The sequence below is a fragment of the Rhodococcus sp. NPDC047139 genome (assembly GCF_040643435.1).
Classification (GTDB): Bacteria; Actinomycetota; Actinomycetes; order Mycobacteriales; family Mycobacteriaceae; genus Rhodococcus.
The window spans coordinates 322058-342889 of sequence record NZ_JBEYUH010000006.1; the positions used below are offsets into that span (position 1 = coordinate 322058).

The 20832-nt window shown below is 64.5% G+C and carries 16 protein-coding genes; 7 read left to right on the forward strand and 9 right to left on the reverse strand.

Annotation, left to right across the window (positions count from 1 at the left end):
* Nucleotides 1-5: 5 nt before the first annotated feature.
* Together ABZ789_RS10655 and ABZ789_RS10660 are read right to left on the reverse strand one after the other, a co-directional pair.
* Nucleotides 6-1562: an ABC transporter substrate-binding protein gene (locus tag ABZ789_RS10655; RefSeq protein ID WP_358423040.1), complete on the reverse strand. Its 1557-nt coding sequence runs from the start codon at nucleotides 1560-1562 to the stop codon at nucleotides 6-8.
* 71 nt (nucleotides 1563-1633) lie between these two features.
* Nucleotides 1634-2599 (reverse strand): TauD/TfdA family dioxygenase, encoded by a 966-nt coding sequence (locus ABZ789_RS10660; RefSeq protein ID WP_358423043.1) that lies wholly within the window; start codon nucleotides 2597-2599, stop codon nucleotides 1634-1636.
* A gap of 787 nt (nucleotides 2600-3386) precedes the next feature.
* Between ABZ789_RS10660 and ABZ789_RS10665 the strand changes: the two genes are divergently transcribed.
* The 3 genes from ABZ789_RS10665 (at nucleotide 3387) to ABZ789_RS10675 (ending at nucleotide 6497) form a co-directional block, all read left to right on the forward strand.
* A complete protein-coding gene (locus ABZ789_RS10665) occupies nucleotides 3387-4916 on the forward strand; it encodes a sugar transferase (protein WP_358423046.1) in 1530 nt (509 codons plus the stop codon).
* 88 nt (nucleotides 4917-5004) lie between these two features.
* Nucleotides 5005-5976 carry a choloylglycine hydrolase gene (gene bsh / locus ABZ789_RS10670; RefSeq protein WP_358423049.1) on the forward strand — a complete coding sequence of 324 codons (972 nt, stop codon included), beginning with the start codon at nucleotides 5005-5007 and terminating at the stop codon, nucleotides 5974-5976.
* An 83-nt stretch (nucleotides 5977-6059) separates the two neighbouring features.
* Nucleotides 6060-6497: an SRPBCC family protein gene (locus ABZ789_RS10675; protein WP_358423052.1), complete on the forward strand. Its 438-nt coding sequence runs from the start codon at nucleotides 6060-6062 to the stop codon at nucleotides 6495-6497.
* 7 nt (nucleotides 6498-6504) lie between these two features.
* Here the strand turns inward: ABZ789_RS10675 and ABZ789_RS10680 are convergent, their stop codons facing one another.
* The 3 genes from ABZ789_RS10680 to ABZ789_RS10690 form a co-directional block, all read right to left on the reverse strand.
* Nucleotides 6505-8097 (reverse strand): GMC family oxidoreductase N-terminal domain-containing protein, encoded by a 1593-nt coding sequence (locus ABZ789_RS10680; protein WP_358423054.1) that lies wholly within the window; start codon nucleotides 8095-8097, stop codon nucleotides 6505-6507.
* A gap of 138 nt (nucleotides 8098-8235) precedes the next feature.
* Nucleotides 8236-9354: an ATP-binding protein gene (locus ABZ789_RS10685; protein ID WP_358423057.1), complete on the reverse strand. Its 1119-nt coding sequence runs from the start codon at nucleotides 9352-9354 to the stop codon at nucleotides 8236-8238.
* Nucleotides 9351-10037 carry a response regulator transcription factor gene (locus ABZ789_RS10690; RefSeq protein WP_358423159.1) on the reverse strand — a complete coding sequence of 229 codons (687 nt, stop codon included), beginning with the start codon at nucleotides 10035-10037 and terminating at the stop codon, nucleotides 9351-9353. Before ABZ789_RS10690 ends, ABZ789_RS10685 begins: the two co-directional genes overlap by 4 nt.
* 190 nt (nucleotides 10038-10227) lie before the next feature.
* Here ABZ789_RS10690 and ABZ789_RS10695 point away from each other — a divergent pair, with 190 nt between their 5' ends.
* From ABZ789_RS10695 to ABZ789_RS10710, 4 genes are all read left to right on the forward strand, one after another.
* The gene (locus tag ABZ789_RS10695) at nucleotides 10228-10941 is read left to right on the forward strand and encodes a DUF305 domain-containing protein (protein ID WP_358423060.1); all 714 of its coding nucleotides are present in this window, start codon (nucleotides 10228-10230) and stop codon (nucleotides 10939-10941) included.
* A 50-nt stretch (nucleotides 10942-10991) separates the two neighbouring features.
* Nucleotides 10992-13040, forward strand: a complete 2049-nt coding sequence (locus tag ABZ789_RS10700) for a heavy metal translocating P-type ATPase (protein ID WP_358423063.1) — start codon at nucleotides 10992-10994, stop codon at nucleotides 13038-13040.
* A gap of 252 nt (nucleotides 13041-13292) precedes the next feature.
* A complete protein-coding gene (locus tag ABZ789_RS10705; RefSeq protein WP_358423065.1) occupies nucleotides 13293-14759 on the forward strand; it encodes a sugar transferase in 1467 nt (488 codons plus the stop codon).
* 320 nt (nucleotides 14760-15079) lie between these two features.
* Complete coding sequence (locus ABZ789_RS10710; protein ID WP_358423068.1) at nucleotides 15080-16000, forward strand: SDR family oxidoreductase; 921 nt, start codon at nucleotides 15080-15082, stop codon at nucleotides 15998-16000.
* A 57-nt stretch (nucleotides 16001-16057) separates the two neighbouring features.
* Here the strand turns inward: ABZ789_RS10710 and ABZ789_RS10715 are convergent, their stop codons facing one another.
* The 4 genes from ABZ789_RS10715 to ABZ789_RS10730 all read right to left on the reverse strand — a co-directional run bounded on the left by ABZ789_RS10715 (nucleotide 16058) and on the right by ABZ789_RS10730 (nucleotide 20106).
* The gene (locus ABZ789_RS10715; RefSeq protein ID WP_358423071.1) at nucleotides 16058-16435 is read right to left on the reverse strand and encodes a hypothetical protein; all 378 of its coding nucleotides are present in this window, start codon (nucleotides 16433-16435) and stop codon (nucleotides 16058-16060) included.
* Between the two features lie 271 nt (nucleotides 16436-16706).
* Entirely contained in the window at nucleotides 16707-17513 is an 807-nt protein-coding gene (locus ABZ789_RS10720; RefSeq protein WP_358423074.1) for an aspartate dehydrogenase domain-containing protein, read from the reverse strand.
* 83 nt (nucleotides 17514-17596) lie between these two features.
* Nucleotides 17597-18469: a helix-turn-helix domain-containing protein gene (locus ABZ789_RS10725; protein ID WP_358423076.1), complete on the reverse strand. Its 873-nt coding sequence runs from the start codon at nucleotides 18467-18469 to the stop codon at nucleotides 17597-17599.
* 728 nt (nucleotides 18470-19197) lie between these two features.
* On the reverse strand, nucleotides 19198-20106 hold the full coding sequence (locus ABZ789_RS10730) for a UTP--glucose-1-phosphate uridylyltransferase (protein WP_358423079.1): 909 nt from the start codon (nucleotides 20104-20106) through the stop codon (nucleotides 19198-19200).
* Between the last annotated feature and the right edge of the window lie 726 nt (nucleotides 20107-20832).

Sequence of the window (20832 nt, forward strand, 5' to 3'; positions counted from 1 at the left end):
TCGGCTCATCCCCCCAGGTAGGCGTCGCTCAGGTCGAGCTCCGCTTTCTTGGACCAGTCGAAATCGTGCAGATCGGCAGTTGTCGCGAGTTGGCCCGTGGCGTTGTGCAGGCCGATGACGAAGGCGTTGCCGAGCAGTTCGTCGTTGAGTGCCCGGTAGGCGGCCTCGGCCTCGTCGCTCTTGGGATCGGCCAGCCGCCAAGCCGTTTCGACGGCTCGCTGGTAGTCGGCGTCGATGAAGTTGGAGGTGTTCTTGTAGGCGTTGAACGGGAAGGCGCTCGTGGGGAGGGTCGCGGGTGTGTACTGCGCGTAGGTGTGCCCGTAGACCCACAGTCCGCCGAAGGTGCCGCCGATCAGATTCTTCAGGGACGTGGCACCGTCGAGCGGCACCAATGTCGTTTCGATACCGACGGCAGCGAGATCGGCCTGGATGATCTGAGCCGTCGATTCGGCTTCGATCGATCCCGTGGCATAGGAGAGAGGGAGGACCGGAATCTCGCCGACCTCTGCAACCAGAGCCCGTGCGCGATCCTGGTCGAGCGTGTAGGTCGAATTCAGGCCGGCGTCGTAGGCCGGCGAGTACTCGGGCCACGGCAGGTTGCCGACGTCGCCGTGCCCGCGGTAGACGTCCTCGAGGATGCGGTCGCGATCGACGGCGTAGGCGATGGCCTGACGCAATCGCACGTCGTTCAGCCCGGGTGCGCTGACGTCGGCGCCGACATACCACGTGCGTTCCACACCGGCCTGGTCGACGATCCGGAAGTTCGGGTCGGATTCGAGCTGGTCGGCGTCGCGCGGGGAGACGGCGAGCAGCACGTCGAGCTGACCGGAGCGCAACTGTGAGATGCGGGTCTGTGCGTCGGGCACGATGACGATCTCCACGCCGTCGAGCTTCGGTGCGCCATCCCAGTACTCGTCGTTCGCTTCGAACGTGATCGACGTACCCGGTTTCCACTCGGTGAAGCGGAAGGCGCCGGTGCCGTTGTAGGACGTGCCGGTCTCGAAGCCCGTGAGGGTGTTGCGGTCGATGATCGGGACGAGGTCGAGCAGGTCGAGCAGATTCGCTGTCGGTTGCGAGAGGGTGAGCACGAGAGCGTGCGGGTCGCTCGTGTCGTAGCCGGTGATGAGCGCAGCGGTGCGAGCGAGCTGACCGGCCCTCTGGGGGTCCGCGTAGGTGCGGATGCTGAACTCGACATCCGCGGAGGTCATCGGCCGGCCGTCGTGAAAGGTGACGTCGTCGCGCAGGTCGATGCGTGCGGACAGACCGTCGGGCGCGACCTCCCATGCCGTGGCCAGGTGCGGTTCCGGATCGAGACTGTCTGCCGGGTAATCGATCAGGGTGTCGTAGACCAGCCCGGTGACAGCAGCCTGGGTGAGAGAGCCCGCGTAGATGCTCGCGGGCACGAGATCCATGCCCTCGCCGATCCGGAGGACGCCGCCTTCGGCGACTCCCGCCTGGCCCACCGCCGAACTACATCCTGCGACAGCCACGCTGCCGACGACAGACAGGGCGACAGCACCCCAGAGGGGGCTGCGCCGGCGGAGAGAGGAGCGGCTGAACACGCGGGGGTCCTTTCGAAGGTGCAGGTGCCGGCCACCCACAGAGGGGCGACCGGCACCGCAGGGAGAGCGGATCAGGAATCGAATCCGGGGAAGCGGCCGGGGGTGTCGACGACGGAGAAGTGCGCGGCGTCGCCGGTACGGATACGGCTGGTGGTGCCGTCGACGGAGACGGGCACGTCGCCCGCCAGCGTCACCCGGTGGACGCTGCGCTTGTGGTCTCCGAAGTCGGCGATGCCGTAGTGCTGAGTCGCGCGGTTGTCCCAGATCACCAGGTCGCCCGGAGTCCAAGCCCACCGCAGGGTGTTCTCGAGGCGAATGACGCGTTCCTGCAGCAGCTGGAAGAGCGCAGCCGATTCCGAGGACTTCAGGCCGACGAAGTTCTTCACGAAATGTCCGAGCAGCAGCGACTTCTCGCCCGTCTCGGGATGCACCCGCACCACGGGATGCTCCGTCTCGAAAGTGAGACGGGTGAAGTTCTGCATGTAGTTGCCCGACTTGGCGGCGAGACCGCGATTGTCGGCGTGGACGCCGGCATAGTCGTACTCGTTGCTGTGCACGGCCCAGAGGTTGTCGACGAGGGCCTTGAGCGGAGCGGGTAACTGCGCGTATGCGGCGGTGGTGGACGCCCAGGTGGTGGCACCGCCGTAGGGCGGGATCTCTACCGCACGCAGGATGGACGCTTTCGGGATGCGGTCGATGAAGCTCACGTCGGTGTGCCAGCTGTTCGCGGCGCCTTCGATGACGAGGGTGCGGTTGTCCTCGGAGGTGAGGGTCGGGTGCGTAGTTGTGGGCGCGCCGAGCGTGGATGCGAACTGATACTGGATGTCGTCGTCGAGGTGGTGTTGTCCGCGGAACACCACCACCTTGTTGGCTGCGAGCGCGTAGCGGATCGCGAAGGCGGTGTCGGCGGAGATGTCGCCGGAGACGTGGACGCCCTCGATGAGCGCGCCGATGTTCTCGCCGAGCTTGGTGACGGTGATCCCGCCGGCGGCGTAGATCTCGGCTGCGGTGGTGGGCCGAACGTCTGTGATGGTCACGAAGTCTCCTTGTTCGTGGAAGTGGTGGATGTGTCAGCGAGGGCGCTTCGGGTGTCGCCACAGCGCGTCCTCGGGTTCGGGCTGTGGTGGTCGAGGCGGAACGCTAATAGCCCGCTGTCGATCGGCGAACCCATCGGATCAACCTGCGCGCAGGGGTTTACAGCCCGCGCCGGTCTCGGTATAAGTCGTGGTCCGGTGTCTCGGGGATCTGGTGATGCGGACCCGGCGATCGGCGGGCTGTCCGGGCATGAGCGCCCGGCGTAGTCGCTCTGATGCCGGACACGAAACTCACGGGATGGTCTTCGCGCGCCGAAACGAGGTTCGCGCGCCGTACAGCTGCGGCGAACCCCATTTCGGCGGGCGAAGATGCCAGGAGCTTGTCTGGGACGCTCGCGGCAACGAGCACGTATTACCCCGGCTCCCTTCCGTGCCCCGCCCGTGCTCAGCACGAATGAGGGAAAGAAATCGGCCGATTCCTGAACACCGGGAATTCGGCGTGCCGCGAAGGTGATCATGATCACCAAGTGTTTCTGCACTGGCACTGCAAAATACCAGGTAGACGGGTTCGGAGGCTGGTGGATTCGGCCGAAGGCGTGTCGTAGGGCCGACTTTGGAGTTGGTTCAGCGGGTCATATGGGGCAAGACTTCAATTCGTACGTAACGCCCAGCCATTCACACCAGATAACTCGGGTAACGCTCCGGTATGAGCAGGTTCCAATGTCGGTCCTGGCTTGTCGGAGGAAATTCTTGTCTCGGGGAGGAGACAGGTGATGGGGAGGGCTGCGGGATGATGACGGTGCGTGATCGAGGGGTCGACCCGTCGGATGCATCGAGGCGCGCGCAGGGTAGCGCGTCCGCGGATGTGTCGCCCGCAGCCGGCCTCAGCCGGTGGAAATGGCAGAACGCGTACGTGAAGAGGCTGTATTTCACGGACGTGGTCGTCGTCGTGCTGTCCGTACTACTGGCTCAGTGGGTGCGGTTCGGCTACGAGGAACTCTTGCTCGCCGGGGAGGGCGCAGATCTCGAGTACTCGTTGACATCCGCCACGCTCATCGGCGCGTGGCTGATTGCGCTGAGCCTCTTCCGGACTCGGTCACGGCGCGTGATCGGGGCCGGTTACGACGAATACCAGCGGGTCGTCTCGGCGACGATCGGAATGTTCGGGGCGATCGCGATCATCGCGCTCGTCGCCGACCAGAAGATCGCACGTGGATTCCTTGCGATCGCGTTGCCGGTCGGTCTCGCGGGTTTGCTGCTGACGCGGTGGTTGTGGCGGAAAGCGGTAGCGCGCAAGCGCTCTCGTGGGGAGTTCCAGACTTCGGTGCTGGTGGTCGGCGGTGCGCGGGCGGTGCGGCACATGGCGCGCACGTTCGAGCGGAAGGACGGCGAGGGTTACCGGGTGGTCGGGGTGTGTGTGCCGAGTTATTCGGGTGCTCCCGGCGATGTGATCGACGTCGACGGCCGGGAGATCACTATCTACGGCGACGAACGTTCGGTGGTCGAGGCGCTGCAGTTGTCACACGCCGACACGGTGGTGGTCACGGCCACCGAAACGCTCGGTAGCGAGGGATTGCACGATCTGATCTGGCAGCTCGAGCCGCTGGAGACGGATCTGGTGGTGGCCACGGGTGTGGTCGATGTTGCCGGTCCGCGGATCGAGATGCGTCCGGTGGCGGGTTTGCCGTTGATTCATGTGGAGAAGCCGAGTTATCACGGGGCGAAGCGATCCGGGAAGCGGTTGTTCGATCTGGCGTTTGCGTCGGTGGCGTTGGTGGTGCTGGCGCCGGTGTTCGCGGTGGTGGCGTTGTTGATCAAGCTGGATTCGCGGGGGCCGGTGTTCTATCGGGCGGAGCGGATCGGGTTGGACGGTGAGCCGTTCGGGATGGTCAAGTTCCGGTCGATGGTGACGGACGCGGATACGTTGGTCGACACGCTCATGTCGCGGAACGAGGGTGCCGGCGTGTTGTTCAAGTTGAAGGACGATCCGCGGGTGACGCGGGTGGGGAAGGTGTTGCGGCGGTTCAGTATCGATGAGTTGCCGCAGTTCTTGAATGTTCTTCGGGGTGAGATGAGTGTGGTGGGTCCGCGTCCGCCGTTGCGGCGTGAGGTGGAGGCCTATGACGGTCGGGTCAAGCGTCGGCTTCTGGTGCGTCCGGGTGTGACGGGGTTGTGGCAGGTTTCCGGCCGGTCGGATCTGTCGTGGGACGAGTCGGTGCGGCTGGATCTGTCGTATGTGGAGAACTGGTCGATGGTGTCGGATGCGCTGATCATCGGGAAGACGGTCAAGGCGGTGCTGGCCAGCGACGGCGCCTACTGAAGTAATTACCTCCGCAGGACTTGCCGGAATCGCGGTGCGTACGCACGCACACGGATACGGTGAGTCGAGAAAGTTCGGAGGTAGTCAAATGTGCACAGCGGCCAACTACACCGCCAAGGACCATTACTTCGGCCGGAATCTGGACCTCGAGTTCTCCTACCGGGAAGCTGTCACGGTCACGCCGCGCAACTTCCCGTTCGAGTTCCGTGAGGTGCCACAGCAGACGACGCACCACGCCATGATCGGTATGGCGACCGTCGCCGACGGCTATCCGCTCTACTACGACGCGACCAACGAGAAGGGCTTGAGCATGGCGGGGCTCAACTTCCCCGACAACGCCGACTACAAGCCCGTCTCGGAAGGCGGGACGAATATCGCGTCGTTCGAGTTCATTCCGTGGGTCCTCGGCCAGTTCGAGACCGTGGCGCAGGTTCGTGATGCGCTGGCCGACGTGCGCATCGTCGACATCGCGTTCAGCGAGGAGTTTCCGCCTTCCCCGCTGCACTGGATCATCTCCGACCGCAGCGAATCCATCTCTGTCGAGTCGGTCCGGGAAGGACTGAAAGTCCACGACAACCCGATCCAGGTCCTCACCAACAACCCGACGTTCGATATCCAGCTGTTCAACATCAACAACTACATGAGCCTGTCGGTCGATCCGCCGGAGCCGCGCTTCTCCAAGGAGATCCCCTTCGACACCTACAGTCGAGGAATGGGCGCGATCGGGTTGCCGGGAGATCTGTCGTCGATGTCGCGCTTCGTCAAGGCCGTCTTCACCAAGGTGAATTCGGTATCGGGTGAGTCGGAATCCGAGGCGATCAGTCAGTTCTTCCACATCCTCGGCTCCGTGGAACAGCAGCGAGGTTGTGTGCGCCTCGCCGACAAGTACGAGATCACCATCTACTCGTCGTGCTGCAATACGAACAAGGGCGTCTACTACTACCGCACCTACGAGAACAGCCAGATCACCGGTGTGGATATGCACAAGGAAAACCTCGACGGAAGCGACCTGGCGTCGTATCCGCTGGTGAAGGGCCAGCAGATCTTGATGCAGAACTAGTCGGTCGGACGGTTTGGGCGGCCGTCCTCCGGGGTCACCTGTCCGGTGTACTGCTTTTCCCACGCCGACGAGGAGGACCCGCCATGGCGGTAACCGTCTCCGATCGATTCGATATCGCCGCCGCACCGGAGCAGGTGATGCGCGCACTGGAAGATGTCGAGCGCCTCCCCGAATGGTCGTCGGCACACAAGGGCGTCGAGGTACTCAGCAGGGACGATGACGGTCGCCCACGGCTGATCCGCATGACGCTGTCGTTGTTCGGCTTCTCCGACACGCAGACCATCGAGCACGACTGGACCGAGCGGTCGACGTCGTGGACTCTCGTCGAGAGTTCGATGCAGCGCAGCCAGGACGGCGAATACGCGCTGGAGCAACTCTCACACGGAACCCGGGTGCACCTGAGGATGTCGCTCGAACCGAAGGTTCGCGTTCCTGGTTTCCTGCTGCGGCGCGGCCAGAAGCATGCGGTCGAGGCGGTCCGTGACGGGCTGACCGCTTTCGTCCTGAACCACTACCGCTGATCGCCCCTCAGCCGTGACGGATCAGGTCGGCAGCCTTCTCTCCGATCAGGACGGACGGTGCGTGGGTGTGGCCGCGGATGATTGTCGGCATCACCGACGCGTCCGCGATGCGCAGCCTGTCGATGCCTCTCACTCGGAGACGAGGAGTCACGACGCTGTCGGCGTCGCTCCCCATGCGGCAGGTGCCCACCGGGTGGTATATCGTCTGGCCGATTTCTGTCATCGCGCGAGAGAGTATCTCTTCGTCGGAGTTTCCGGGTAGGGGAACGGGCCGGAGCATCGGACCGAGCCGCGATTTCAGCGCCGGCACAGAAGCGAGAGCCGAGCACAGCCGCAGACCTTCGAGAAGCGCGTTGCGGTCGATCCCGTCCTTGTCGCTGAGATAGTGAGGATCGATGATCGGCTTCTCTGAGGCGTCGGCAGACCTCAACCTCACTTCTCCACGGCTGACCGGCCGGAGAAGGGCCACGGCGATGACAACGGCGTGCTCGGTGGGAGCGACGAGTCCTTGCCCGAAGAACGGGGCGGCTGAGAAGCACACTTCGAGGTCGGGGAGCGTCAGATCCGGCCTGCTGCGAACGAATCCGTATGCTTCCTCGATGCATGAGGTCAGCGTGCCCTTCCGCCGCAGCAGGTACTTCACGAGTTCGGAGAGCTTGCCGGCCGAGAACAGCGAACCGCCCTCGACGCTGTAGCCGAGGCCCGTCACGAAATGGTCGGTAAGACCGCGACCGACCTCGGGGAGATGATGATGTACCTCGATGCCGTGCCGGCGGAGTTCCTGTTCGTCGCCGATACCGGAGAGCATCAACAACTGTGGCGTGTTGACCGTTCCACCCGCGACGATCACCTCTTCCCGGGCACTGACGGTGGAGCGAATGCCATCCTTCTCGTATTCGACACCGACCGCGGCGGTTCCGTCGAGAACGATCCGGGTAGCGTGCGCCCCGGTGAGGACGGTGAGGTTCGTCCGTCGACTCGCAGGGCGCAGATAACCGTCGGCCACGCTCCACCGTGCACCGTTCTTCTGCGTCACCAGCGGTCGCGTAAAGCCTTCGGGGCGAGAACGGTTCGCTCGTTCTTTCGAGAATCCTGATTCTGCGACCGCGTCGAGGAAGGCCGTGGTGATCGGACGCGGGCTGCGTAGCTCGTCGATGGCGATCGGTCCGGAATGCCCGAAATCCGGTTCGCGGCTGCCCTGTACGTTCTCGATCCGCCGGAAGTACTCGAGCACTTCGGAGAACGACCACGACGGGTCGCCGGTAAGTTCTGCCCACTCGTCGTAGTCTGCGGCGAAGCCTCGCATCCACATCATTGCGTTCATCGACGACGAGCCGCCGAGCGTCTTGCCGCGCGGCCAGTAGATCTTCCGGCCGGCGAGCGCCGGCTGCGGTTCCGTCAGGTAGTCCCAATCGACCTCACTTCGGAACAGCTTCGCGAACGCGGCGGGAATACGGATGTATCTGTTCTTGTCCTCCGGCCCGGCTTCGAGAGCGACCACCTGTTTCCGGGGGTCGGAGCTGAGACGATTGGCGAGCACTGCCCCTGCGGACCCGGTGCCCACGATTACGTAGTCGGCTACGGAGGGTTGCGGAGTCATTGTTCATCTCCGAGCGTGTGACGGCTGCTGTGGGCGGAATTCGTCTCCGTGCGCCCGGCCTGTGGCCGGACCTTCGTCATGGTCCGAGCGTAGGCGTTCACCTGCGGAAATGCGAGACCGGAGTGTCCGTATCGTCCACTATCCCTGGTCGTTACGCGGCAGATCGAGAGTGAATCGGGCGCCACAGCCCGGTCCGTCGCTGTGCGCGCGGAGACGCCCGCCGTGAGCTTCGACGAGTGTCCGCGCGATCGTCAGCCCGATGCCGGTACCGCCGTGATTCCGGTCGCGAGCGGTGTCCGCCCGGTAGAACCGGTCGAACAGGTGATCGAGGTGGTCGGCCGCTATGCCGTCGCCCGTGTCGGTCACGGTGATCTCTGCCCGGTCTCGATCCACAGCTGTCGTTGCGACGGTGACCGTGCCCCCTGCCGGCGTGTGCCGCAGAGCGTTGTCGAGCAGATTCGCCAGCACCTGCCCGAGCCGATCGGGATCGACCGTCACACGCGCGGACTCGACGGCCTCGACCTGCAGGGTGACTCCCTTGCTGTCGTACTGTTCGCGCACCGCATCGACAGCTGTGTTCACCAGGCTCTCGGTGGTTGTGGGCACCGGATGGATACGGGTGAGATGCTCCTCGGCACGGGAGACGGCGGTGATGTCCTGCGCAAGGCGTCCCAGCCGCCGGGTGGCGGCCCGCAAGACCTGGTGGGTGTCGTCGTCGAAGCTGCGGACACCGTCTTCGAGAGCTTCGAGATAGGAGTCGAGAGTGGCAATGGGCGTGCGCATCTCGTGACCGAGGTCTGAGAGCATCCTTCGCCGCGTGTTCTCGGTTGCTTCGAGCCGCCGTGCGAGTTCGTTGAAACTGGCTGCCAGCTCGTCGAATTCATAGCCGAGTTCGGGGCTCGGGACGCGGGTGTCGTACTTGCCTCCCGCGATCCTCGCGGTGGAGGTGGTCACTGTTCTGAGTGATCGCTGGATGCGACGTGCGATGTACCAGCTCACCGCAGATGCCAGCAGCACTGCGATCGCGACCGCCAGTCCCCACGCGAGGATGATGGCCCAGGTGAAGGCTTCTTCGACATGTGCGGCCTGACTCGAGTGGTGGTCGATCCCGGCTTGCCCGAGATGATCGTGGAAGATTCCCGGGGCGAGAGCAGAGGCGACCACCCATGCACTGACGGCACACCCGACGACGACGGCGACGAGCGCAAGGAACAGACGGGTACCGAAGCTCGTCCCGGTAGGGGAGCGGAACGTCATCGTCCTGTCCCCATCCGGTAGCCGACACCGCGCACGGTGCGCACGAAGCGCCCCCGGTTCGCGTCGTCGCCGAGTTTGCGGCGCAGATGCCCGATGTGCACGTCCACCAGATGCTCGTCGCCCACCCAGTTCTCTCCCCAGACCGCTGCGATGAGCTGCGCCCGGGTGAACACGATTCCCGGGTCCTGTGAAAGAGCGGCGAGGATGTCGAACTCGGTGCGGGTCAGCGCCACCGATGCACCGGAGACGGTGACTTCTCGTCCGTCGACGTCGATGGACAAATCGCCGAACGTTCGTGCCGCCCGCCTCGCAGACGCCGCGACTCGCGCGGCCGTCCGGGGACGACGCAACATCGCCTGGATGCGAGCCATGAGCTCGCGCGGGCTGAACGGCTTGGTGAGGTAGTCGTCGGCTCCGACGGACAGGCCGATCAACGTGTCGACCTCCTCCGTGCGCGCGGTGAGCATCACGACATAGGCGTCGGAGAAGGTGCGAAGTTGCCGGCATACCTCGACGCCGTCGAGTCCGGGTAGGCCGAGGTCGAGCACCAGGATGTCGGGGTCGACCTGCCGGGCAAGCACGACCGCTTCGGATCCGTCGCCGGTGATCGTCACATCGAAGCCGTCGCGTTCGAGATACGAACCCACGAGGTCGGCGAGTGGTTCCTCGTCTTCGACGACCATGGCCCGCATCCGGGCGGAGGAGTTCGGCGCCGTCGCGGGTGCGCCGGAAGGTCCGGTCACGCGAGGAGGGTAGGGCATGGGATCCATCATCGTCACCCACCCTGATGCTGACGGTGCGGCCGCACTTCTTGAGCAAATCTTTATGTGATCTCCACTGGAATCCGGGGCTGTGGCGGTGAGAGTGGGGGTCATGAACAAGAAGGCTCTTGCCGCCGGTGCGGTGGCCCTGGCGGTGGTGTTCACTGCATCTGCCTGCGGCGATTCGGGTAACGACGGAGGCGCGACCGCAGCGACCGGCACGTCCGCGACCTCGGCTCCCGCGACTTCCCAGGCGAACTCCGCGGACTTCGACCGGGAGGACGTGATGTTCTCGCGCATGATGATTCCGCACCACGCCCAGGCGATCGAGATGAGCGACATCCTGTTGGCCAAGGACGGGATTCCGGAGCCGGTGAGGGCTATGGCCGAACAGATCAAGTCCGAGCAGCAGCCCGAGATCGAACAGTTCCAGGCATGGCTCGACGAGTGGGGCATGCAGTCGATGCACAGGGAGGACTCACCCCGCACGGACAGGCTCCACATGCCCGGCGGTCCGCACATGGACGACGGGTCCCACATGGACGACGGGTCCCACATGGGCGACATGCCCTACGAGGACGACATGCCGCACATGGACGGGATGATGAGTGCGCGGGACATGCAGGAGCTGTCCGACGCGCAGGGCGTCGACGCCGCCCGCCTGTTCCTGGAGCAGATGATCGTGCACCACGAGGGAGCGATCGAGATGGCCCAGGACGAGATCGAGAACGGTGAGTATCCCGGCACCGTCGACCTGGCCCGCACCATTGCCGAAACCCAGCAGAAGGAAATCGAAACCATGCGTCAGTTGTTGACGACTCTGTAGCCCGATCCGCATCGCAGGGTTTCTCCCGCCGATCGAGTCAGGAGCCGTCGATGTCCCAGCAGGTGCACGAACACGTCCACCAGCACGCGGAGCACGATCGCCACGCCGGGCACGGTGCGCACGGTGAGATGTTCCGGCGCCGGTTCTGGGTCAGCTTGATCCTGTCGATTCCGGTCGTGGCGTTCAGCCACATGGTTGCCGACCTGTTCGGCTACCACCTGCCGGATGTCCCCGGCATCGAGTGGATTCCTCCGGTCTTCGGCACGGCAATCTTCTTCTACGGTGGCGTGCCGTTCATCACCGGAGGCTGGGCCGAATTGCGTTCCCGCAAGCCGGGGATGATGCTGCTGATCGCTATGGCGATCACCGTCGCCTTCGTCGCCTCATGGGCCACGACGCTCGGTATCGGCGGTTTCGATCTGGACTTCTGGTGGGAACTGGCGCTGCTGATCGTGATCATGCTTCTCGGGCACTGGCTCGAGATGCGTGCGCTGGGATCGGCGTCCGGTGCGCTCGAAGCGCTGGCGGCGATGCTGCCCGACACAGCCGAGAAGATCACCGATGACGGCGTCGTCGAGGTGCCGCTTCACGAGGTGAACCTGGACGATCTGGTGCTCGTGCGCGCCGGGGCGCGCGTGCCCGCCGACGGCACCGTCACCGACGGCACTGCGGAAGTCGACGAGTCGATGGTCACCGGCGAATCGAAGACCGTCACCCGCGGCGTCGGCGACACGGTGGTGGCGGGCACCGTCGCCACAGACAGCGCGGTGCGGGTGCGGATCACCGCGGTGGGCGAGGACACCGCGCTGGCCGGTATCCAGCGGATGGTCGCGGACGCACAGGCTTCCTCGTCCCGTGCGCAGGCACTCGCCGATCGCGCCGCGGCCTTCCTGTTCTACTTCGCTGCTATCGCCGGCGTCCTCACCTTCCTCGTGTGGACGTTGCTCGGAAATCTCGACGAAGCCGTGGTGCGTACCGTCACCGTCCTGGTCATCGCTTGCCCGCACGCCCTCGGTCTGGCGATTCCACTGGTCATCGCCATCTCTACCGAACGGGCGGCCAAGGCCGGGGTGCTGGTGAAGGATCGGTTGGCACTCGAACGCATGCGCACGGTCGACGTGGTGCTGTTCGACAAGACCGGCACCCTCACACGGGGCCGGCCCCAGGTAACCGGGGTCACGGCAACAGAAGAAATCGGCGACGAGCACCTGCTCGCCCTGGCTGCTGCCGTCGAAGCCGATAGCGAGCACCCGGTTGCGCGGGCCATCGTGACGGCTGCGGACGTCCGCGATCCGTCGGAGGAACGGATGGCGGCGACGGAATTCCGGTCGTTGCCGGGCCGGGGCGTGCGCGGACTGGTCGACGGTGCGGAGGTGACGATCGGCGGGCCGTCGATGCTGACAGCCCTCCGGCTTTCGGTTCCCGACGACGTCGCTGCGGTCACCTCCGGATGGGTGCAGCGTGGAGCCTCGGTGCTGCACGTCGCGTGCGACGGCAAAGTTCTCGGAGCGATAGCGCTCGAAGACACCGTGCGCGACGAATCCCGCCAGGCCGTCGATGCCCTGCACGCGCGCGGCGTGAAGGTCGCGATGATCACCGGTGACGCGCGGCAGGTGGCCGACGCCGTTGCCGCCGACCTCGGCATCGACGAGGTCTTCGCGGAAGTGCTGCCCGAGCACAAGGATGCGAAGGTCACCGAACTGCAGGATCGCGGGCACACGGTCGCCATGGTGGGCGACGGCGTCAACGACGCACCGGCCTTGGCGCGCGCCGATGTCGGTATCGCGATCGGGGCGGGTACGGATGTGGCGATCGAGTCGGCCGGCGTCGTCCTCGCGGCGAACGATCCACGAGCGGTGCTGTCGATCGTCGAACTTTCGCACGTGAGTTATCGGAAAATGTGGCAGAACCTGCTCTGGGCCACCGGCTACAACCTTGCCGCCGTCCCATTGGCGGCCGGTGTACTCGCGTTCGCCGGAGTCGCGATCTCGCCCGCCGTGGCCGCGGTGCTCATGTCTGCGTCGACGATCGTCGTGGCGCTCAACGCCCAGACGCTCCGTCGTCTCGACCTCGACCCTGCTCACGCCGCTCGTGTGTGACGGGCAGAATAAGTCTGCTTTCGTTGCCGCGCGCAAGCAACAATTCTGTGAGAGGATCTCGAATACATAACGTATCGATGCAGCTACGGAGGACGCGGCATCGATTTACGGGCAATTGTCGATGCCGGAGTGCAGGGAGGCACTCGCGTGTCGACGCGTCTCGGGGAGGAGACACGCAATGAGGGTTGTTCTGTCATGACCACGGCCCGTCTAACGGAAAGTGTTGTGCAGCAAGGCATATCGGAAAATGCTGTGCACGGCACTCAGGCGGGTGGTCCTACCTCCACCAGGTGGGACTGGCAGAAGTTCTACGTCAACACTCTGTTCGTGACCGATGCTGTGATCGTCGCGCTGGCAATAGCACTCGCGCACGTAATGCGTTTCGGTCAGGACTCGCTCGTGACCATGGACGGCGTCGGAACATTGAGTTACGTGCTCATCTCCATCGCATTCGCGACTGCCTGGATCGGGTTCCTTGCGCTTTTCCGCACACGGTCGAGGCGGGTGATCGGGGCAGGCTTCGAGGAGTACCAGCGGGTCGTCTCGGCGACGCTCAATCTCTTCGGCCTGGTCGCCATCGTGGCGTTGATATTCCGGATGGAACTCGCCCGCGGCTATCTCGCTATCGCCCTGCCTGCCGGTTTGGCGGGGCTGCTGTTCGCCAGGTGGATCTGGCGACGGGCCGTTGCTCGCCGCCGCCGGCGTGGTGAGTTCACCACTTCGGTTCTGGTGGTGGGTGGTGCTCGCGCGGTGCGCCATATGGCGAGCACGTTCCAGCGTCGCAGCGGCGAAGGTTATCGCGTGGTGGGTGTGTGCGTGCCCCGCTATTCGGGGGTGCCGGGCGAGAGTATCGACGTGGACGGGCGGCAGATCCCGATCCACGGCGACGAGAACTCCGTCGTCGAAGCGCTGCGGGCTTCCGGGGCCGACACCGTTGCGGTGACGGCTACCGAGACCCTCGGGCACGAAGGCATCCGCGACCTGCTGTGGCAACTCGAACCCGAGCGCGCAGACCTGGTGGTGGCGACCGGCGTCGTCGATGTCGCAGGCCCGCGGATCGAGATGCGCCCGGTGGCCGGGCTGCCGCTGATCCACGTGGAGAAGCCGAGCTATCACGGCGCCAAGCGCAGCGGGAAGCGACTGTTCGATCTCGCGTTCTCGCTCACGGCATTGTTCTTCCTTGCTCCGGTTTTCGCTGTCATTGCTCTGCTGATCAAGCTCGAGGATCGTGGCCCGATCTTCTACAAGTCGGAGCGCATCGGGATCGACGGAAATCCGTTCGGAATGATCAAGTTCCGTTCGATGGTGCAGAACGCCGACGCGATGGTCGATCAGTTGCTCGATCAGAACGAGGGCGCCGGCCTGCTGTTCAAGATGCGGGAGGATCCTCGCGTCACGCGGGTTGGCCGCACCCTGCGGCGATTCAGCCTCGACGAACTCCCTCAGTTCCTGAACGTCGTGCGTGGCGAGATGAGTGTGGTCGGTCCGCGCCCGCCGCTGCGCCGGGAGGTGGAGAGTTACGACGGGCGCGTCAAGCGCCGACTGCTGGTGCGTCCGGGCGTGACGGGTCTGTGGCAGGTCAGCGGTCGCTCGGATCTGTCGTGGGACGAATCGGTGCGCCTGGATCTGTCGTACGTGGAGAACTGGTCGATGGTGAGCGATGTGCTGATCATCGTAAAGACCGTGAAGGTGGTTGTCGCCAGCGATGGCGCGTACTGATCTCCTGCGGGGAGTGCCACTGGAATCAAGATCAACTTCCCTGTAGTGTTACACCTGTCGCCGTCCCCTGCACGGTGACATCGGCCCCGCCGGAAGGTTACTCGCATGCCCTTCCGGTGGGGCTTCTCCGTTTTCGGCGTCCAAACCGCGACCGCGGCCGTTGTCCCGGTCGGGCATCGGATCGTGTGGGAAGTGCCCGGCTGGATCGACGTGTCGGGCCCTTCGGATTCTCGGGTGCGTTTGCGACGACGGTGCGGCGGGAAGCCGATCTGCATCGACATTTCCGCGATTCGCCGAACATATTCGAAGGGACGGTACGCATGGCTGAACAAGACGTGCACACCATTCGAACCGACCAGCTGCAATTCCAGGACCCCGCATCTCGCTATCCGTCCATCTCCCCTCCGAGGCAGGATCAGCCCGAACCCGGACTCGACGCCGACATGATTCCCAAGGCAGACATCGGCGAGTTCTCGTACCGGGGTACCGGCCGGCTCGAAGGCCGCAAGGCGCTGGTGACCGGTGGTGATTCCGGCATCGGTGCCGCTACGGCCATCGCTTTTGCTCGAGAGGGTGCCGACGTCGCGATCACGTATCTGCCGGACGAAGAACCCGATGCCAAGAACGTCGCCCGCATCATCTCCGAGAGTGGCCGCAAGGTGGTCACCCTCCCGGGTGATCTCACGGATGCGTCGTTCTGTACCGAAGTCGTGAACCAGGCCGCAGAAGAACTGGGTGGATTGGACATTCTGGTCAACAACGCGGGCAAGCAGATTGCGGTGGAGGGGCTGGACGATCTCAGCGACGACCAGCTCGAGCAGACCTTCCAGGTGAACATTCTCGCGATGTTCCGCACCACCCGGGCGGCTCTGAAGCACCTGCAGCCGGGCTCGACGATCATCAACACCACATCGATCGTGGCCTACCAGCCGTCGCCGGCGTTGATCGACTACTCGTCGACGAAGGCCGCGATCAACAACTTCACCAAGAACATGGCGACCCAGCTGGCGGAGAAGGGGATCCGAGTCAACGCGGTTGCGCCGGGACCGATCTGGACTCCGCTACAGCCCTCGGACGGTCAGCCGAAGGAAGAGCTCCCCGAGTTCGGGCAGAGCACCCCGCTCGGACGCGCGGGGCAGCCTACCGAACTGGCTCCGGCCTACGTGTTTCTGGCGTCACCGGAATCGAGCTACGTGGTGGGCGCGACGATCCACGTCAACGGTGGGATGCCTTCGCCGTAACAGGCAAATCGTGCGCGTCGGTGGAATTTCACCGACGCGCACGAGAGGTTCTGTGGCTCAGACCGCGCTGCGAACCGAGCGTCCGAAGATGCGTCCTTTGGCAGTCGAAATCGGCACGACGGGAGCAAACTCCGAGGAGGCCGCTGCCAGTGCGGCAAGAATCTGTTCGGGGCCGGCGCAACTGCTCGCGCACGTGATCCCGCGGGCGCGGAGTTTCTGCAGGGCGAGTGCTTCGGCGACGCTGCAGTATCCGTCGAGGATGTCTTCGTGGACGATGGCGTAGTCGATTTCGCCGTCGAGGTCCGTCGTGGTCTCGACGCCCGAGGCACCGAGTTGCTCCTGAAGGGCGGTCCACCTGTCGAGAGCGACGGGGTGGGAAGGCGTGCCGAGGAAGAATACCCGTGCCGATTGGTCGGAAGGCGATACTGTGGTCACAGGCTGCTCCAGGGTACGAGTAGGTCAGGTGAAACCGAATTACCGCGCCGGGTAGGGCGTTACACCTTCACCTGCGAAATGTGGTGTTTCACACTGTGTACAGCACCCGTTCACCAGGCGCTAGTCGAACAGCCACGTGGGGGCATGAATGTGACCAAGGTGGTCACGAAACGGTCTTACTCCTGGGGACTTTCGTCCCGAATCACCCGAGTCTCAGTTCGCAGAACCGGCCAATTTCGCCGACTCGGGACCGAGCGGCCGCTCGGTCCCGCTACTGGATGCGACGAGGTCCGAGTACCACCGCACCGGGGCCGATCCCCCGCGCGAGCGAGGCGAGTACTTCGATCACCGACCAGGCTGTGATGGCAGAGGTGCGTCCGTTCGACGACGGGTCGACCGAGTTCGCGAACGTCAGCTCGTACCGGCCGACCGGAGACTCCCACACGACGACATGACGTGTGCTGGTGGCGATGGGGTCGGCGACGACCACCACCTCGACACGATCGAGCCCGAGGGTTGCCAGTGCGAGGGCCACCGAGGAGTTCGAGGTTCGGGGGAAGGCCAATGCTGCTTCCCGCGCCGAACCTCGGAACACCTCGCCTTCGCCATGCTCGGATCGTCCGATATCGAGAGCGCTGGGCCGCTTGATCGTGGTGTGCGTCAAGCGCGCGTCGCGTGTTCCCGCCCGGGCCGCTGCGGCCAGAATGTCGAAGCCGCCGATAGCGCCGGTCGGGAGCAGCACGCGTCCGGGCCCGGCGCTGTACGACTCCACGTCGGTCTCGCGCTCCGCGAACACAGCGCACGAGCAGACCACGATGTCTTTGCCGTGCCCCGTGACCTTGGGTATCAGCGTGCGGGCTGCGTCGACCGTCGCTGCTTCCACCACCACATCGGCGGCATCGATCGCCGCGTCGACTTCCGGCGCAATGCTGCCGGAGGTCAGCACATCCGTGAGACGTACATCCGGTACAGCGCCCGCGCGCAGAGAATCGATCACCGTCTGCCCGATCGCGCCGGCTCCTACGACGCACACGGAAATGGGTCGAGGACCGACTCCGCCGAGTGCCAGTTGACTCACATCCTCTGTGCCCTGCAGCCGCTCGCGTCCGTGAATTACCGGCTCATGCTACCGCGCGGCGAATAGGCCGAGGAGGACTGTTTTCATGCCGCCGGAAGCATCGCCTCCCTGCTGCGAGTGCGAAGTTCGGACGACGTCGCACGACGGCACGGGCAGCGCACCGCGCGTCCGAGGTGGTCGTCGGGCAGCCAGCCGTACTCGTCGCACCGCCCGCACCGTGGCGGAAGCTTCGGACGCGGTGGTTGCAGGGATTGCCAGGCCGGAATCCACGCTGCCGCAGAACGAGCGGGATCCCAAGGTCGATGACGTTCGAGAGCGGTGCGGACAAGAGCGTCGACGCCGTGTAGGTCGACGGATTGAGTGACGAGCGCGCGCTTCTCGGGCGTCAAGGTATCGAATCGTGCGGTGAGGCCGGCCCGGCGGCACGCCGTGGCCAGCCGATCGACAGGAGATGGCCGCTGCTCCTCCTGTGTGGAAGCGCGGGTGTGCTTCGTCGCGTGGGGGAGCGCGGCAGGTTCGTCTCTTGGGTCGAGGACGGTTCGGGTGACAGCGGTGTCACCCCGCTCGTCGATTTTTGTCGCCCCGTTCGATGTGCTCTTGTCACCCCGTTCGGACCTGCGGGGTGACGAGGCGTCGCCCCGCTTCATCGACAGGTCGTAGAGGACGGGCCGGCGATCTTCACGGGAGATCGTCGCTGCGACTCTCTCCTGATCACCCCGCGAGATGAGGCCGAGGGCTACCAGTGCCTTGAGGCAGCGCTGCACCTGCCGTTCGCTGATGCGGGCGTAGCCGGCGAGTTTCCGCACGGACGGGTACGCATCGGCACCGTAGCGAGACGCATGATTGGCCAGGCCGAGCAGCACCACGGTCAGCGCCGGTGCCGACGGCATACCGGGCGGAGTGGGGGAGGGAATATCGGCGCACTCGAGCGCCCAGGTGATCGCTTCGATGCTCACGATGTCACCCGCGCATGGGTATGCTGACGCATGTTCGACTCCTCTTCAGTCGGACATCCGGCCCGTCGCGATGCCAGTCGCGGCGGGCCATCTGTTTTGAGTTGTTCGCACACCCGTTCGGGCGTGTGGTTGATCATCTTGGCATTGGGGGCGGGAGGCGTCAACGATTTCGAGCGTCGCGGTACCGGCCGACTCGGCGCCTGTGTCCTCCGATCGGACGAAATCCGGAATTCGGCGTAACGGAGAAATCGGGCCCTGCGAAATTGCAGTTACAGTGCACCTTCGATTGGGGTTCCCATTGAGTGAGCGTCTCCAGGTCGACCCGACGGCCGATACGACCCAGTTTCCGCGCATCGACGATGGTGCAGTGCACCATCGAGTCGGCGTTTCTTCCAGGCGCAGCGGCGTGCACAGTGCGGGGAGGGCACCTTCGCTGGGCACGCGCCGGCCTTCGAAGAGAATCGTTTTCAGGGAGAGGAGCGGCCCCGACCTCTGGCTGATCGCTGCGATCGTGGCACTGATAGCGGGTGTGGCGATCTTCGTCGGTGGCGTGGTCGTGAATCAACAACGCGACTCGGAGTCCACCTACCAATCGGTGTATGTGCCGGAGGACGTCCTGGGCGGCTCTCAGAGGTAGCGCTGCATCGCATCTCGGTTCCCGAGTCCCGCCGGCAAGAAGGGGAGGAGCCGGCGGGACTCGGCGGTTGCCGATTCCCAGGGGGAGGGGGCTAGTTGGGGCCCGCGGCGTCCTGCTCCAGCCGCTCGTGCAGCCATTCACGGAGTCCCTCGCCGTATTCCTCACTGGCGAGTGCGGCATCGATGGACGCCCGTAAGTAACCCCCCGGGTTACCCAGGTCGTGGCGGGTTCCTCGGTGCACGACGACGTGCACCGGGTGGCCTTCTTCGATCAGGAGCGCAATGGCGTCCGTCAGTTGGAGTTCGCCACCGGCACCCGGCTCGATTCGCCGCAGGGCATCGAAGATCTCCCGATCCAGGAGGTATCGGCCGGCAGCAGCGAGCGTGGACGGTGCATCGGCCAGCGCGGGCTTCTCGACCATCCCCCGGACTCGCAAGACATCCGGATTCGCAACGTTGGGTACTTCCTCCACTTCGAAGACGCCGTACGAACTCACCTGGCTCTTCGGTACATCGATGGCGCACAGCACGCTCCCGCCACACTTGGCACGGACACGAGCCATCGTCTCCAGGATGCCGCGGGGTTGCACGAGATCGTCGGGAAGCAGCACAGCGATCGCATCCTCGTCGGGATCGAGCGCAGCCTCCGCACACCCAACGGCATGGCCGAGGCCGAGGGGCTTCTCTTGGATGACCGATTCGACAGTCAAGAGATTGGGCGCGCGCCGAACTTTCTCGAGGAGCTTCAGTTTGCCCTTCGCTTCCAGGTGCTCCTCGAGGTCGAAGTCGTCGACGAAATGCGCTACGACCCCGTCCTTCCCCGGAGACGTAACGATGAGAAGTCGTTGAGCACCTGACTGGGCAGCTTCGGTCGCTACGAGTTCGATGCCCGGGGTGTCGACCACGGGTAGCAACTCTTTCGGCACCGTCTTCGTAGCCGGCAAGAACCGAGTGCCCATCCCTGCCGCCGGCACCACAGCCGTTCTGAACGCTTTGTTCACGCCTACTTCTTCCATGGGTTTACCCTCGCCTCCCCGTCGAGCGCACGACCGCGCATTGATACCCGAAATGACGCTGTCGAAACGTGTGAACCGAAGAGGTGAGATACATCTCACCTCTAAAGACAGCCGACTGTTGATGCCGTGTGGCGTGATGTCGGTAAAGGCAGTGTAGGGGCCTTCTTCGAGGAGCGCGACTCCAACAGTGCACTGAAAGTGCAAGAGAGCAACGCAGATTGGCCCCAAGGCTCTCGGAGGGCCCCCAATGCGCGGCGCGGGAAGGACGAAAACCTCAACCTAAACGAAGTCGAATCTGGATGGCCGTTCAGGCTGCCAATTCTCGTAAGTAACGTTAAGGTCGCAACGAGCGATCTCGCATTGGCGCGAAGCGCTTACAACTGGAGGGAACTGAGCCCAGCTGGGCACGTAAGGAGCAGGTCACGCGGCCGGGGAGGGTGCGCGGACCGGCCTGGCGTCGCTTATATCTGGGTGCGGTACATGTCTCGGGGAGGAGACAGTAATGAGGGTGGTTGGGTTATGACTGCAGTCGGGGAGGCGAGTCGCGGCGTACCCGAAGCGCTCATGGGTGAACACGCCAATTCTTTTCTCGGACAGTGCAAAACCTCAGGGTTGGCATACCGTCGAACGTGGCAGCAGTCCTGTATCAGCCGATTGATCTGGTCCGGCGCGATTGTAGTTGGCCTGGCCGTGGTCTTGGCACAAAGCGTT